19 protein-coding genes are annotated in these 15,967 nt (G+C 45.9%); 16 read left to right on the top strand and 3 right to left on the bottom strand.

The window, feature by feature from the left end:
* A partial coding sequence (locus ABW391_RS13475) for a superoxide dismutase (protein ID WP_353482401.1) occupies positions 1 to 453 on the top strand: 453 nt, incomplete at its 5' end.
* Positions 450 to 773, top strand: coding sequence for an iron-sulfur cluster insertion protein ErpA (gene erpA, locus ABW391_RS13480; RefSeq protein ID WP_353482402.1), 324 nt, complete (start codon positions 450 to 452; stop codon positions 771 to 773). The genes ABW391_RS13475 and erpA, both read left to right, overlap by 4 nt.
* Here erpA and ABW391_RS13485 read toward each other — a convergent pair.
* Together ABW391_RS13485 and ABW391_RS13490 are read right to left on the bottom strand one after the other, a co-directional pair.
* Complete coding sequence (locus ABW391_RS13485) at positions 770 to 2,086, bottom strand: hypothetical protein (protein WP_353482403.1); 1,317 nt, start codon at positions 2,084 to 2,086, stop codon at positions 770 to 772. The genes erpA and ABW391_RS13485 overlap by 4 nt on opposite strands.
* A 9-nt stretch (positions 2,087 to 2,095) precedes the next feature.
* Entirely contained in the window at positions 2,096 to 3,766 is a 1,671-nt protein-coding gene (locus tag ABW391_RS13490; protein ID WP_353482404.1) for a beta strand repeat-containing protein, read from the bottom strand.
* Between the two features lie 91 nt (positions 3,767 to 3,857).
* On the opposite strand from ABW391_RS13490, the gene ABW391_RS13495 reads away from it, so the two are divergent.
* The 13 genes from ABW391_RS13495 (at position 3,858) to ABW391_RS13555 (ending at position 14,438) form a co-directional block, all read left to right on the top strand.
* Positions 3,858 to 4,124 carry a hypothetical protein gene (locus tag ABW391_RS13495; protein WP_353482405.1) on the top strand — a complete coding sequence of 89 codons (267 nt, stop codon included), beginning with the start codon at positions 3,858 to 3,860 and terminating at the stop codon, positions 4,122 to 4,124.
* Between the two features lie 10 nt (positions 4,125 to 4,134).
* Positions 4,135 to 8,259: a hypothetical protein gene (locus ABW391_RS13500; RefSeq protein ID WP_353482406.1), complete on the top strand. Its 4,125-nt coding sequence runs from the start codon at positions 4,135 to 4,137 to the stop codon at positions 8,257 to 8,259.
* Between the two features lie 16 nt (positions 8,260 to 8,275).
* Entirely contained in the window at positions 8,276 to 9,139 is an 864-nt protein-coding gene (locus ABW391_RS13505) for a hypothetical protein (RefSeq protein ID WP_353482407.1), read from the top strand.
* Between the two features lie 44 nt (positions 9,140 to 9,183).
* On the top strand, positions 9,184 to 9,426 hold the full coding sequence (locus ABW391_RS13510) for a hypothetical protein (protein ID WP_353482408.1): 243 nt from the start codon (positions 9,184 to 9,186) through the stop codon (positions 9,424 to 9,426).
* The gene (locus ABW391_RS13515) at positions 9,423 to 10,022 is read left to right on the top strand and encodes a hypothetical protein (RefSeq protein WP_353482409.1); all 600 of its coding nucleotides are present in this window, start codon (positions 9,423 to 9,425) and stop codon (positions 10,020 to 10,022) included. The genes ABW391_RS13510 and ABW391_RS13515 overlap by 4 nt, the downstream gene beginning before the upstream one ends.
* Positions 10,012 to 10,530, top strand: a complete 519-nt coding sequence (locus ABW391_RS13520; RefSeq protein WP_353482410.1) for a hypothetical protein — start codon at positions 10,012 to 10,014, stop codon at positions 10,528 to 10,530. The genes ABW391_RS13515 and ABW391_RS13520 overlap by 11 nt, the downstream gene beginning before the upstream one ends.
* A gap of 21 nt (positions 10,531 to 10,551) precedes the next feature.
* Positions 10,552 to 10,770 (top strand): hypothetical protein, encoded by a 219-nt coding sequence (locus ABW391_RS13525; protein ID WP_353482411.1) that lies wholly within the window; start codon positions 10,552 to 10,554, stop codon positions 10,768 to 10,770.
* A complete protein-coding gene (locus tag ABW391_RS13530) occupies positions 10,767 to 11,168 on the top strand; it encodes a hypothetical protein (RefSeq protein ID WP_353482412.1) in 402 nt (133 codons plus the stop codon). Before ABW391_RS13525 ends, ABW391_RS13530 begins: the two co-directional genes overlap by 4 nt.
* Entirely contained in the window at positions 11,165 to 11,395 is a 231-nt protein-coding gene (locus ABW391_RS13535; RefSeq protein ID WP_353482413.1) for a hypothetical protein, read from the top strand. The genes ABW391_RS13530 and ABW391_RS13535 overlap by 4 nt, the downstream gene beginning before the upstream one ends.
* Positions 11,374 to 11,586, top strand: coding sequence for a hypothetical protein (locus ABW391_RS13540; RefSeq protein WP_353482414.1), 213 nt, complete (start codon positions 11,374 to 11,376; stop codon positions 11,584 to 11,586). Before ABW391_RS13535 ends, ABW391_RS13540 begins: the two co-directional genes overlap by 22 nt.
* Positions 11,583 to 12,506, top strand: a complete 924-nt coding sequence (locus ABW391_RS13545; RefSeq protein ID WP_353482415.1) for an AAA family ATPase — start codon at positions 11,583 to 11,585, stop codon at positions 12,504 to 12,506. The genes ABW391_RS13540 and ABW391_RS13545 overlap by 4 nt, the downstream gene beginning before the upstream one ends.
* Positions 12,507 to 12,561: 55 nt before the next feature.
* The gene (locus tag ABW391_RS13550) at positions 12,562 to 13,608 is read left to right on the top strand and encodes a radical SAM protein (RefSeq protein ID WP_353482448.1); all 1,047 of its coding nucleotides are present in this window, start codon (positions 12,562 to 12,564) and stop codon (positions 13,606 to 13,608) included.
* Between the two features lie 209 nt (positions 13,609 to 13,817).
* Positions 13,818 to 14,438 carry a hypothetical protein gene (locus ABW391_RS13555; RefSeq protein WP_353482416.1) on the top strand — a complete coding sequence of 207 codons (621 nt, stop codon included), beginning with the start codon at positions 13,818 to 13,820 and terminating at the stop codon, positions 14,436 to 14,438.
* Here ABW391_RS13555 and ABW391_RS13560 read toward each other — a convergent pair.
* Positions 14,435 to 15,133, bottom strand: coding sequence for a PhoH family protein (locus tag ABW391_RS13560; RefSeq protein ID WP_353482417.1), 699 nt, complete (start codon positions 15,131 to 15,133; stop codon positions 14,435 to 14,437). The two genes, ABW391_RS13555 and ABW391_RS13560, sit on opposite strands and share 4 nt — an antisense overlap.
* Positions 15,134 to 15,345: 212 nt before the next feature.
* Here ABW391_RS13560 and ABW391_RS13565 point away from each other — a divergent pair.
* Positions 15,346 to 15,967: hypothetical protein (locus ABW391_RS13565; RefSeq protein WP_353482418.1), on the top strand; the 622-nt coding region annotated here is incomplete at its 3' end.

Consider the following 15,967-nt stretch of genomic DNA (forward strand, 5'->3'; position numbering starts at 1 on the left):
CCAGTGTTGAGTAAAGAAAGTTTAGAATATCATTATGGACATTTGGCCAAAGGCTATGCCAAGCGTTACAATGCAGGGGAAGGCAATGCGGATTTTAATCGTGCTGGCAGTTTTCTGCACAATAAGTTTTTTCCTCAACTTCGGGCTCCTAAAGGTGCCAACCGGCCCCGTGGTGCTGTACTTGCACTGATAGAAGAAAAGTTTGGCACATACGAAGATTTCCGAGAAGCCTTCAAAGAAACTGCAATGAAGATTCAAGGCTCTGGTTGGGTGTACTTGAGCACTGGGGGAGACATCAAGACCATTGCCAATCATGCTGTACGCACAGACATCTGTGTGTTGGTAGACTGGTGGGAGCATGTTTGGGCCACTGACTATCAGTGGGACAAAGAACGTTACCTAGACAATATCTGGAAGATCATTGACTGGGACGTTTGTAACGAAAGACTATGATGAAATTACAAACTGGTGCTGTGGCTAAACTACGTGAATTAGTTGCTGAAGAAGGCAACCCCAATCTCATGCTACGAGTATTTGTGCAAGGTGGTGGCTGTTCAGGAATGAGTTATGGATTCACGTTTGATGAAGTGCAAAACGAAGATGACTTTGATTTTGCTTACGACGATGTCCGGGTTGTGGTTGATTCGATGAGCATGCAATATCTACAAGGTTCTTCCATTGACTACAAAGAAGATTTGATGGGTGCCAGTTTTGTAATCAACAATCCACAAGCACAGACCACATGTGGTTGCGGAAGCAGTTTCTCAATTTAATAAATTCTAGGATCAGTTCCCCACGATCCACTTACTGCGGTAAATGTAGGCGCAAACGATCCATTGATGGGTGACCAAACTCCGTTATTTTTAACATAGGTGGCTTGAACTTGTTTCCAGGCACCTGAGTTCTTGACATAGGTTGTTTGTACTGATTCCCAGTTCCCGTTGTATTTTACACTGCCGCCGCCCACGTTCATGTCAAGCACCACATAGCCACTACTGCCCCCCTTAGTGTTGATGCCACCATATCCCACTGATCCTAAATAGTAAGGTTGATTAGTTCCTCCAGGAACACGACCACTTGGGTTGGCCATAACATCTCCTAGACTGGATCCATAGTATCCTGCTCCGCCTCCCTGGTCCCCAAATCCAGCACCGCCGCCATTTCCGCCGGCATACCCGCCGCCGCCAGCACCACCTCCGCCGCCATCTCCGCCACCGAGAGATTGACCGTTTTGTCCTGCATAAATTCCTGCTGATGTTTGGCCAGAACTGCCCGGTGCCGACTGCCCGATAGCAGAGCCACTGTTGCCACCGCCACCACCGCCACCACCGCCTCCGGCGATGGCAATTGGGGTACCATTTAGAAAAATCACACTGGCTCCGCCGGCGCCGCCACCTGCACCTGAACTACCTTGGGCACCTGAACTCCCGCCGCCTCCACCACCAAAACTTGCACCTCCGGTAATGGTAAATCCAATTGAACCTGGTCCGCCGGTGTTGATCCCGTTTAATCTCAAATTATGATTGCCAGCAGTGACATAGACTGAAGCACTGAAGGTGGCCCGAAATCCTGGCATATCCAAAACAGGAACACCGTCTATGTATGCCGCGGCAGCATTGTCGCAAGCGCCAGTAAGGTTGTAGTAACCACTTGATGCAAAATTAATAGTGACTGTGTGATCAAAGCCACTGGCACTGGCAGTATAATTCCACACCCCGTATTGATTTAAAAATCCCACATAGGCGCCGTTGGTCACACGGATATAGGGGTACCCTGTGAAATCTAAAGTTGTCCAAACTGTAGTAGCAGTATAACTAGCACCTCCTCCTCCTGCTGGCGCATTGCCGCCAGCGGAGCCGGGCCCACCTGCACCGGCTACTCCAACTTGTAATACATCACCGGGATTTATACTAAATGTTTTTTGAGCAAAACCTGCCCCACCACCAGAACCGCCAGGATTGCTGTCATTTCCACCTCCGCCTCCACCGGCACCCCAGACATAGGCAGTGATTTCACTGGTGGTTGTTGACCAAACCAATTGTTGTAGGCTATTGCTAAACCCAATTGCTCGTATTACTGATGCCATGTGATATTGTTAAATTTGATACCAAATGTCGCCATCGCTACCACCTGTTGGTGCCGCTGTGCTAACATATCTTGTGCCATAACCATTTGAGTTGGTTGCAATGGCCAATGTTACATTGGATGTCAACGCACCACCACCTGAAAGCCCGCTGCCTGCAATGACATTAGTAGCACTGGCAGCCGCACCAAGATTCGTTCTAGCATCCGCCGCGGTGTTTGCTCCAGTACCGCCCGCGACAACAGCCAATGGAGTTATCCCTGTGATTGTTCCGCCAGTGATAGCCACACTGCTTGCACCAAAATTGCTTAATCCAGTAATGGAACCGCCAGTGATGGTTATTGCAGTTGAACTTTGTGTTGAGATGCTGCCTAGACCAAGATTGGTTCTTGCATCACTGGTGTTATTAGCACCAGTTCCGCCGTCGACCACAGCAATTACTGTACTTAACCCTATTATTGATCCGCCGGTGATAGCCACATTATTGGCGTTTTGGACTGCCATTGTACCCAGTCCAAGATTAGTCCTAGCACTGGATGCGTTGGTAGCACCAGTACCACCATCTGCCACAGCCACCGCAGAGATAAGTCCGCTCACAGTGCCACCGGTGATTGCTACTCCGCTCATGGTGCCACCAGTGAATGCCACATTGCTGGTGTTCATCACAGCAATGTTTCCTAACTCCAATGCAGTTCTTGCGCCAGCGGCTGTGCTGGCACCGGTACCACCATCGGCCAGGGCCAGATCAGTAATACCAGTTATGGAACCACCAGTGATGTTTACCGCATTGGCATTCTGCTGGCTCATGGTGGGCAGAGCATTGGTCCAGTCGGTCACAAATCTTGTGGTGGCAATTTGCGTACTGCTCACTGTGATTGTGGCAGTGGGTGCTAGTGGAACACCAGTGAATACAGGACTGGCTTTCTCACCTTGTACAAATGCTGTGGTAGCGATCTGTGTAGAATTATTGTTGTAAGTTGCGGTAGGTGCAACAGGGGTGCCTGTGAATACAGGACTGGCTTTCTCACCTTGTACAAATGATGTAGTGGCAAGTTGAAGTGAATTATCATTGTATGTGGCAGTGGGTGCAATCGGAGTGCCAAGAAAGTGTGGACTGGCAGTTACAAATGCTGTGGTTGCCAGTTGTGTTGTGGCTGTGCCTTGGGCGGCAGTGGGTGCAGTGGGAGTTCCTGCAAATGCTGGACTGCTGGTAACAAATGCCGTGGTGGCCAGTTGTGTTGTGGCAGTGCCAGAGGCGGCTGTGGGGGCTATGGGTACGCCAGTGAATTGCGGACTTTGACTCACAAAAGCAGTGGTAGCAATTTGTGTCGTTGATGTTCCAGCGGCAGCAGTGGGTGCAGTAGGAACACCAGTAAATGCAGGGCTAATTTTTTGTGCCTGTACATAATCTTGTGAAGCCAGTGCCACCCAGGCGTTGGCAGTGCTGTATGAGGAAATGACATCAGTAGTGCTGTTGTACCAAAGTTGTCCTAGAATTGGTTGTAGAGGCTCAGTTGAATTGGCAAAATTTTCCAACAAATACACGTAGTTTTCGTTTTCGTAAGTGCCGTAATCCGTCAGGGCACGACCCACCAGGGCCAGATCTGTGGCGGTGGTATTCACAGTGCCATCTGCGACGATGGCAACTACATTTCCGCGGCTGTTGTTGATAATATATGACATTGATAACTCCGAGTCTCTGTATTTAGCCACGGGTTGTGTTCGTAGGTCTCGGCACAAAGTTTGGTAAATACAGCACTAGGACTGCAAATTTATGACACAACTATTAATCAATGTGGGCAACGTTGCCAATGATGGGCAAGGAACCCCGCTACGAACCGCATTTCAATATATAAACAGCAACTTCACTGAACTTTATAACAATGTTCAAACCTCACCCCCTACTTCTTCAAGTGGGCAAGAAGGTGATGTGCCGGGCATGATTGCGTTTGACCAAGAATATCTATATGTGTGTGTTTATGAGTATGATGCTACCACTATAATTTGGTATCGCGTGGCGTTTGACCTCACCCCTTGGTAAAAAACAAAATATGAGTCAACCAGTTTGGATCACTCCTGCAGGCAGTTTAGGTAGCATACCCGAAGGCGTGTTCTATCAAAATACCATGTTGGTCACAACAGATGCCTTGCCATTCACGCCCACTTGTACAGCAACCACAGCAGGTACCAACGTGATCACTTGTGCCAGTACTACTGGTATCTATGCAGGACTCACCGTGGTGTTTTCGGGCACAACATTCGGAGGAATAGATTCTACCATAAGATACTATGTACTGAATGTGGTCAATACCACTCAATTCCGTATCACCACTACAGACACCAGCACTAGTCCTGTTGCGTTGACCACCGCTGCCGGCACAATGAGCATTGTGTTTAGACAGGATATTTATTATGCTGTGATTGCAGGACAACTTCCGGCTGGAATACAGTGTTCTTCTAATGGAACAATTGTGGGGGTACCGGATGCGTTGGCCAGTTTACAAGGGGTACCGTTTGATGTCACAAGGTCGGTCACAAGCAAATTTACTCTAAGAGCATACACAGAAAATCAAGACGAAACCATTGACCGTATCAGAGATCGAACATTTACTCTAACGGTGAACAATGTGAATGCCCCGGTGTTTACTTCTGCCAGCGATCTTGGCACTTATTATGATGGCGACAGATTAAACATTCAAATTGCCATTAGCAATGTTGGTCCTACTACCCCTGCTGTGGTCACACTGGTAGGTGGAGAATTACCTGGCGAAGTTTCGGTCAGTGCCACAGGATTGATCTACGGCTACATTCAACCGGCTGTGAATGTTGATAAAATTCCTGGCTACGATCTCACACCAGATGATCTATACCCTTATGACTTTGTTACCAGTGCTATCAACAAAAACTATCAATTCACACTACAGGTCACTGATGGGGTTAACACTGACATCAAGACCTTTAGTTTTTATGTTTACGACCGTACAACTCTCAATGCCAGTACTACACAAATTACCGCTGACAATTCCAACATCACAGCCGACGAGTCAACTGAACGCAGACCATTTATTGTAAATTCATTGCCCGAGAACTTGGGCACCGTGCGTGGAGACAATTACTATGCACATCAGTTTATTGCCAACGACTATGACACACCAGATCTCAAATATGCCATCAGTGTTAATATAGGATCGGGACTGCCGCCAGGACTGGCAATTGATCCAAACTCTGGTTGGTACTACGGATACATACCCGATCAAGGGGTGACCAAGATTGAGTACAGTTTCAATGTGGTGGCCTATCAGGCCGATTATGTGGGAACACCGATCTCTTGTACCGCTACTACTTTTGGCACAAACATAATCACTTGTGACAGTACTTCACAGATCGAAACTGGACAGCCCATTGTGTTTACCGGGACCAGTTTTGGCGGCATCACTGCGTCAGCAACTCAAGTTTACTATGTGCTTGACCAAGTAAGCGCCACAGAATTTACTATAACCAACAATCTTGGTAGTACCACCGCTGTGCCGTTGACCACAGCAAGCGGATCTTTAACTGCCAACTTGATAGTGGCCAGCGATCCTTACCCATTCACCTTGACCATATCTGGTACTGCCAATGCCGAAGTGGTTTGGTTTACTCCAAGTGATCTTGGTTCGATCGAAAATGGTGCCACAAGTATGCTGGTGATTTCAGCAGAGAACACAGGCGGACGTATACTAAAATATCGTCTCAAACCCGGCGCCAGTATAGCCCAGTTGCCATATGCCTATGTGCCGGGAGTATACAATCTCTTGCCGCAGGGATTGAAACTACTGGAAACAGGAGAGATCTCCGGGCGTGTTACCTTCAACACATTTGCTGTTGACCTAGGATCCACTACATTTGATGCTACGCAGGCAGTCACAAGAAATTTGTCTGTTCAAGAAACCACGTTCGACAGCACCTTTGTGTTCACCGTAAATGCCTATGCAGAAGATTCTCAACAGGTACTTTACAATGTAAACGCAATCACAGTTGACAATGGCGGTACAGGATACAGTGCAGGGAATCCGCCAGTACTGTCATTTAACACCCCTGTGGGTGCCAGTGCTCGAGCCGCCACAGTGGGCGAAATTACCATAATCGGTGGTGTTATAACTGCGGTGGCCATTGATGATGGCGGTTCAGGATATACATTATCAGACCCAGCAGTACTCACAATTTCAGCAGGGTATGGCGGTACAGGTGCAGAATTTACAGCAGTCATGCGAGCAATCAGCACACGAGATGTTGTGAGCGTAGACAAGACATTCACAGTAAAAGTCCAACGTGAGTACAATAAACCATATCAAAACTTGTCAATTGAGGCCATGCCCCCGGCTAATGATCGTGCCTTGATTGCAAGTTTGTTGGACAACGATGAAATTTTTGTACCTGATTATATCTACAGAATTAACGATCCTTATTTTGGTAAATCACGCCGAGTGATTTACCAACACGCCTTTGGCCTGGCGCCAGGCGCACTAGAAACTTATGTTCTCAGTTTGTACGAAAATCACTACTGGAAAAATCTTGTGTTGGGAGAGATTTTAACTGCCCAGGCTCTGGATCCCGTCACTGGTGAAGTAGTGTACGAGGTAGTGTACAGTAAAATAATTGATGACCTTGTGAATGCCGTAGGCGCCAGTGTGAGCAAAATTGTAAACTTACCCTATGCTATTACTGATCCGACAGACGGCAGTACACAACTCACACAAGTGTATCCCAACAGTTTGATCAACATGAGAGATCAAGTGATTGATGTTGTGGGACAAATATCTACCAAATTGCCGTTGTGGATGACTTCACAGCAGACTAATGGTCGAGTGCTGGGATTTACCCCTGCCTGGGTCATGTGTTACGTCAAACCAGGACGCAGTCTACAGATTGCGTACTATGTGCAAACACAGTTTCAAGGACACTTGAATGCTGTGGACTTCAAGGTCGATCGTTATGTGTTGGATCGCACCTTGAGTCGTAACTGGGATACCACAACTCAAGATTGGACTCCCACCCCGAGCCTGACCACATTTGATAGATATGGATCTGGGCAGTTCCCATTTGTTGGATTTGTTGACATAGCCACACGCCTGGCCTATGCTGATATCAACAATCGCACACTGGAATATATTGCCGATCTTGGTGGATTAGATGGACAACTTTCCAACATCAACGGAGACACAATAGTTTTTGCCAAGCAAGAATACTATAGCAATTATACTACCACTGGTGACGCCTGGCAAAGTTATACTGATCTGTATGGCACTGTGTACAGCCCTGAAACTGTTGGTGAATACTTTGATGAAAGTTATACCATACCTGGTGGAAGTACATACGATTGTACCAACACTTATGTCACTACCAACTATATCAAGGCCGCAACCACAGCAGGTATGTATACCAATGATCCTGTATGGTTTACTGGTGTGGTGTTTGGCGGCATAGATGACAATGGCACCAATGGACTGACTCAGATATATTATGTCACTGATGTTGTTCATACCACTTGTACTGCTACTGCTAGTGGGACAAACTTGATAACTTGTGCTGATGCTACCTATCTCAATACCAACGATGTGGTATGGTTCACTGGCGCCACATTTGGAGGAGTAGATGCACTTACTGCCAGCAATACCATTCAAGAATATTATGTGACCAAGATATCCAGTACCACGTTCAAGATTTCATTGACACAAGGCGGCGCTTTTGTGGCTTTATCGACTGCCACAGGAACCATGACTGTGAACACCACTTATTTCACGGTGAGTGAAACTGCAGGTGGCAGCAATGTTGTGTTGTCCACTGCATCAGGCAGCATGATTGTGAACTTTGGCAACACCCGAATGGCAGTATACACAATCAGTGTGGATCCGGTGACCACATTGGTCACACTTGTACCCACCCAACTCACGGCAGAAACACAATACATTCAGATCAATCGCGGACAACAATATGCAGGTCAACAATTGTATTTTCCCACTAGTCCAGCACAAGGTTATACAGTGGTAGCATGGATCAATGTACCTGTATCTAACACTACCGAAACCACTTTTGATGGTGGTAGTATGGCATTCATCCAACCAGTTGATATGTACGATCCTACAGATCGGGATGATAAATATCTGGTATTTCCCAAAGCCAATATATTGGTATAACTAGGACAAAAAAACAATGGCAAGTCAAATTAACCCAAATGACATCGACGGAGCGTATCCGGTTGCTGGACAAGACAACAACTCTCAAGGTTTTCGTGATAACTTCACCAACACCAAAACAAACTTTACCTATGCGGCAGGCGAAATCACTGATTTGCAAACTTATGGGGTTTTCACCAACGTCGATAATAACATGAACAATTATGACATTACGGCGGTGAATTTAAATGATGTTAGTACCAATCGCATAGCCATTACCACAACAACTGGGTCCATTGCTGTGAACTATGCCTCAGGACAATACCAAACAATCGGCGCTACCACAGGTAGTATTAGTTTGAGTTTTACAAACTTCCCGGCTGCTGGGTATTACGGTTCAGTTTGCCTACAAATCACAATTGGTAGTGCCGCACACATTGTGACCTTGCCCGCGGCTGTGAGTGTGAACGCAGTTGGTATTCAGGGTTATGCATCGAATGTGATCACATTTGCTGCCGCAGGTGTTTATGAGTTTAATTTTGGCTCCAGTGACGGTGGTAGTACAATTACTATAACCGAAAACAATAAAAAAATTCAACCTCTCAACAACAGCAGTGAGGATCTGGCGGCCAGTGGTGCTGCCAGTCTCAGTTTAACCACCAGTTACTTTTCAACATCTGCCGCAGAAACAGCCACCTTGGCCGCTGGCACAGCAGGGCAAGTCAAAGTATTTGCCATGGCAGCCGACTCTGGCGACATGGTTATCACAGTGACCAATGCAGGATGGAAAACTTCCGGCACAGGTACTATCACATTTGACACCATTGGTGATGCTTGTACTTTGATGTACACCAACAGCAAATGGTACTGTATCGGCAACAATGGTGTTACATTTGCCTGATCAAAACACTTGACAGTCTGCATGTTTTAGTGTAAACTAACAGCATGGAACATCCTTTAATCGGTGACATCAACGAATTGACCATTGATGAACTTAGTACAAAGGTCAGCGAACTCTCCAACAAACTCAACATAGCCACAGGAATGGGCAATGCTCATTTGTGTGACCAAATCAGAATGGCCTTGGAAACTTTTCGAAACAAGTATCAAGATAAACTTCGAGAATCTTATAAGAAACAAGAAGAAATCAACCACATCAACTTTGACGACAAGATCAATATCAAATGAACGTTAGACTACAATACGACTTAGATTTCCTTGCAGGCGTCTACTACGAAGACCAACTGCAAATGAATCGATACACAGTGAGTCTCAACTTGCTGACCAAAAGCAAAGATTCGGCCAGTACCAATATTGCACTGGATCGAGCCAAGGCATTTGTACACGGTGCCCTGGAGAGCACAGTTTTTATAAATCAAGCCAACGTGGAACGAGCCGAGTTCATGCAAATGATAGGTATAAATGTTACCACCTTGCCCCAAGAACCGGTTGACCAAATTGTTGGCATGATGTTATACTACAAACTCAACTCTGTGATGGAAGATCGCATGACTGTGACTGGATTGGATATTGCCAGTTCATTGGGGGACAATGTTTGGTACCAACACGATGAAGAAGATCTGTCTGGGCCATTTGCTGAGGATGGTTGGTGGTATCGTGCCAGCATGCAACATGAAAGTATAGAGCGTGATCCTGAGCCCGGTAACATTGTCAAGGTGATGTCAACTGGTTGGTATGAGTTGGATCTTGAATGGCCCGAGAACACAGCAATAGTCAGTGACAACACAGTGGTATATGCAAACTTTCCACGAAATGAAAAATAATCAATACGGTGAAATAATACTGGAAGAAACTGATCTGTGTGATTTAATCATGCAAGGTCGTGATCTCACGCAGATAAAATGTGTGGTTGATCCAGGTGTAGATATAGAATCGGCAATTCATTTGTTAGAAGACCCAGGGCAGTTGATATTATGGACATTTCCCGACGACAGCAATATCAGTGTGCCTGACTGGGATAACCTGCAACAAAGCCACTGGCACATGCCCCCGGAATACCAGCAGTTGGACATTGCCGAGCATGTGGTCGGATTATGTGACACAGCAGAAAAACTTCAACGTGTGGCTCATGAACTGCTGTTATATCAAGAGCGTGGCTTGTTTGATCTGTTACGCTACTTGAAATATCTTGTGGATGTCATGCGTGACAATCATGTGATCTGGGGTGTTGGACGTGGATCCAGTGTGGCCAGTTATGTGCTATATCTGCTGGGAGTACACCGAATAGATTCAATGTATTATGATTTAGACGCAGGCGAGTTCTTGCGTTAAATATGTTTTTAGGAGATAGTCATGACAAATGAAGTATATAGATCAGCAAATGGCAAAACTGTAGACATGGGCGCCTTGCGCCTGCAAAACGAAAAGGTTCGTGCCGTAGGCAACATGCGAGTGAATGCTCGTGGTGATGTTATCAATGACAACAATGAAGTTATCCGTACCAGAAATGAACAAGTTTCAAAACAATATCAAAAACAAACTCGGCCAAATTTACCCAAAGGACAACAATGACCAAACCAGCATTTGAGGCGCACCGATTCACCCGTGATCAAATTCGACCACTCAACGATGTGGTTATTGTGGGCGAGATGGTGTTTACCGAACGTTTTACCAACACAGGTATTGTGTTGCTCAGTGACAACGGCAAAAGTTCAGGTATTCGCCCGCGCTGGGGTCAGGTGTATGCAGTGGGCCCGGATCAAAAGGATGTGCGTGTGGGCGAGTGGGTTTGTGTGGCTCACGGTCGTTGGACCCGCGGAATTGACGTAGAAGACGAGTCTGGCAAGCATACCTTGAGACGAATAGATCCAAAAGACATTTTGTTATCTGCAGATGACATGCCCGATGATTTGACATTCTCGGGTGCAATACACGTAGAAGCCAAACCCACACACATGCAACACACATGATCACGGACTGGAATGTGCAAAACGTTATTTGGGAATGCCAAAAAATGTACCACGGGGCAACTGATCCACACATGACAGGTTTTGTCAATTGGCCTTGCAAACAAGACTTGTATCGTGTAAAATTTGCTGTAGACGAGATGCTGAAGAACACTAGTGGCTTTGCTGGTGAACAAGAATGGTTAGAAGAACTGCAAAAAGAAAAAGTATGGAAGGCATTGAAGAAATGAGCAAAGGATCAAGACCCCGCCCGTCCATAGTGAGCCAAGAAGAATTGGCTCAACGACATGAAGGTATTTTTGGCAACAAAGTACCCAAGCCACGTTGGGTTCCGCCACCATTACCAGAAGACATGCAAGGAATCAAGAGTTCCTTTGAACAACAATTAGGCACAACAAAACTTCCTCTAGGACGCACATGAAAGAATTATGGGTAGAAAAATATCGTCCAAACACAATAGACGGCTATGTGTTTGTGGACAATGCACAACGTGAGCAGGTGCAACAATGGATTCGTGATGGATCAATTCCGCATCTAATGTTGAGCGGAGGTGCAGGCACAGGCAAAACAACCTTGGCCAAAATGCTGATCAACGAACTGGGTGTGGATGAATATGATGTGATGTATGCCAATGGTTCCAAAGAGGCTCGCAAGGTAGAGTGGGTGGACAAGTTGATCAATTTCTGTCAGACCATGCCGTTTGGTGCATTCAAGATTGTGTTGATTGATGAAGCAGACTACATGAATCCCAATAGTGTACAGCCTGCACTTCGTAACCTCATGGAAGACTATTCACAAACTGTGCGTTTTATTCTAACTTGCAATTATCCCAACAAGGTGATTCCGCCATTACATTCACGCTGTCAAGGCTTTCACATTACCAAGAATGATCACACAGAGTTCACTGCCAGAGCGGCCACTGTGTTGGTCACTGAAGGTGTGGAGTTTGATTTGGATGTGTTAGATACCTATGTCAAGGCCACATACCCAGACCTGCGCAAGTGTTTGAACTTGTTGCAACCCAACAGCCAAACTGGTCGCTTGTTGGCACCAAGTTCAGCGGATAAAAGCGCAAGAGATTGGCGCCTGGATTGTGTGGACTTGTTTAAACATGGACGAGTTCGTGAAGCCAGGGCCTTGTTGTGTCAAAGTGCCGGACCGGACGAGACTGAAGAAATATTCCGTTGGATGTATGACAACTTGGAACTGTTTGGTAAAACAGTTGAACAGCAGGATCAGGCTATTGTGATTATCCGCGATGGCATTGCTAAAATACCCTTGGTTGCTGATCAGGAAATTAATTTGAGTGCCACACTAATTGAACTTAGCCAAATCTCTTGAACCGGTAATAGATCCCAACAATAGAATCACATTTCTATTGGATTGGGAACTCACAATGAAGTGCAACTTGGATTGCACTTATTGCGGCACAGGGTTGTATGCCGGGCACGACAACAGCACCCGTCATCCCCCTTTGGAAGATTGTTTGCGTACTATAGACTTTATGTTTGAATATGCAGACATCTACATGTCCAGCAAACCCAAAAGTATCAAGTATGTGATACTGAATGTGTATGGTGGCGAATCTCTGTATCATCCCGACATTGTGGAAATATTAAGTGTGTTACGCAAGCGGTATGAACCTTATCAAGATCGTTGGCATCTCACTGTTACCACTACTACTAACGCCATTATTGCCCCTGCCCGACTGGACCGAATTATTCCGTTGATTGATGAGTTTACTGTGAGTTATCATACTGAAAACACTTCAAAACAAAAACAACAGTTTAGGGACAATTTATTAAAAATTAAATCTGCAGGCGTTAGACAAAAATGCGTAGTGCTCATGCACTCAGAGTCCAACAAGTTTTCAGACGCACAAGAAATGATTTTGTGGTTAACACTCAACAATATCAAACACTTGCCGCGGCAATTAGATCATGGGCCTGACAGGGAAGAATTTAATTATAATCAACAACAAGTGGTTTGGTTCGAAGGTCTTTACAAAAAGCCCCTGGCACATGCTGTCATGCACGATGACAAAGCTGACTTGGCAGACACTGGCAGAGCCTGTTGTGGTGGTCGTAGTTTATGCGCTGACCAAAATCGTCGAGAACCACAAAAGTTTGTGTCAAATAAATTCCCTGGATGGTACTGTAGTGTAAATCATTTCTTTTTGTATGTGAAACAAGTGAATGGCGAAGTTTATGTCAATAAAGATTGTAAAATGAATTATGATGGCACAGTAGGTCCAATTGGTAATTTAAACAACGTTGAACCAATACTTGCCCAGGCCCGTGACACGGACAAACCAGTCATACGCTGTGCCAAAGAACGGTGCCTTTGTGGTCTTTGTGCGCCCAAGGCCGAGAACCTAGATACATATCAAACCATAATGAGGAAATATGAGATACCTAATCCTAACCTATTACACCAAACCTAGTGGTCAAATTGACGAAGTAATGGCCGTGGCTCAAAGCCTAAAAACCCGTGATCATCAAACGGCTAATGTGATACTTGACTTCCGAACCCTCACTGTGTTAAAATGTAGCATGGGCGGAACTACAGTCCCCAGGGACTTTAACCGCATTGTGGAATACTATATGAAACACTATGAGTCAACCATCTCAAGGTTGTTTCAAGAAAACGGATATGAAATTGTCAAACCAGAAGAACCCAGCCCAGAAGTACAATCCCCGGAAATTAATCCTAGTTGATGCAGATGGTGTACTCTTAGACTGGGAATATGCATTCTCAGTTTGGATGGAGGAACACGGTCATGAAAAACAACCTGGATTCGAATTCATATACGATATTGGCGATCGATATGGTATTAGTAAAGAACAAGGTCGTAAATTAATTAAAATTTTTAACGAATCAGCGGCAATTGGTTTCTTACCGCCCTTGAGAGATGCCATGTTCTATGTCAAACGACTGCATGAAGAACACGGCTATGTGTTTCATTGTATTACCAGCCTGAGTCTAGACGTCAACGCCGGCCGATTACGTGAAATGAATCTACGCAAGTTATTTGGCAAAACAGCATTTGAACGAATTGTTTGTTTAGACACAGGCGCAGACAAGCATGCGGCCTTGGCTGAGTACAAAAACTCCCACTTTTATTGGATAGAAGACAAGCCCGAGAACGCTGATATTGGTCATGCTCTGGGCTTGCAAAGTATACTAGTAGAACACGGACACAACATGAATCATGAGTGTGAGTATCCCATAGTTAAAAATTGGCGGGAAATCTACGAAATTATCACCTCCTAAACTGCATAGAGTTTCAACACTGACCCAATGATCCGGTGACGCTGAACGTCCCGGGCTTCTAGAGCACAAACAGATATACCTTCAACGGACATACTCTGCAAGCGTTCACAAAGATCCAGCAGGCCGTTGTCTCCGCTGTGTCGGTCGGCCTGCTCCACATCTCCTGTGATCACTATCTTTGAATTCGTCCCTATTCGAGTCATCAACATCTTGACCTGTGCTGGTGTAGCATTTTGCATTTCGTCAGCAATAATCCAAGAGTTTTTAAAAGTTCGGCCGCGCATGAATGCCAGAGGCGCAATCTCCACAACTTGATCTTCTATAAGGGCTACGATGTCCTGGGCACGATAATATTCGCGCATGACGTCTAATAACGGACGAGTCCACGGTTCCATTTTGGCAACCAAGTTGCCCGGGAGGAAACCATGGCTTTCTCCCTCCACACCCACTGCTGGGCGTGTCATTACGATCCTCTCACACTGACCTTCCTTCAATGCCTTTACGGCCGCCTGCATGGCTAGATAAGTTTTGCCCGTACCTGCGGGACCTACTGTGACTACTATGTGGGCGTCAGGGTCTTGTAGAGCCATAACCAAGCGTTCTTGATTTCGTGTGCGAGGGATCAAGTCTATGCGGCGTTGGGCCGTTCTAGGTGCTGGACTAAAGCTGATGGTGTTTTCTACTGCCTGATTCATTCTTTTTTGTGCTTTCGCTGATCGCTGTCTACTCAAGTCTTATTCTCCTGGTAAAAGTCCTTTCGGACCAATCTATTTACGGTGTGTGTGAAACTGATAACCTGGTGTTATTTTCTATAGATATGGTCACTAAATACTGACCAGGCAATAACAAAAGGCCGCAAAATCAAGTTTGCGTTTTTTGGAATAAATATCCAGAGAGACTCAAAATCATGCCCACAAACAACAATATCAACTATGCTCCGACCGCAGTAAACACCGGCGCTGCCGCACCTGCCCCAATCGGACCACTCGACACAGGCCCTGCGGCTGTTGACCCAGGTCCTGGATTAGGACTAACCCCAACTGCTACCCGAGCGCCTGTGATTCCACAGGTGGAACTGCCGGTACAAACACAGTTGACTCCCGAAGGCGAGTCTGGACCAAATGTGGGCGCAGGCACTCAACAACGATATATTACCATTCTTTTTGATGGCACGGTGGTCACAAACAATGCCACATCTTTGAATTTTACAGGGAACGGAGTTTCTGTTTCTAATTTGGGAACCGCTGGTGCCAATATTGTGATCACCGCAGGTGGTGGCGGCAACGTAAGTTATAGCAATAGCAATGTCAGCGCCTTTTTGGCTGCATTTGGAAGCAACACAGTGAGCACCACAGGCAATGTCACAGCAGGATATGTGCTTGGCAACGGTTCACAACTGACAGGCTTACCAGCAACGTATGGCAACTCAAATGTGGTGGCCAATCTGGCTGCTTTGGGCACCAATCCGGTATCAACCACAGGCAATGTCACAGCAGGATATGTGCTTGGCAACGGTTCACAACTGACAG

It is taken from the genome of Haliscomenobacter sp. (assembly GCF_040403615.1).
Taxonomy (GTDB): domain Bacteria; phylum Bacteroidota; class Bacteroidia; order Chitinophagales; family Saprospiraceae; genus Haliscomenobacter.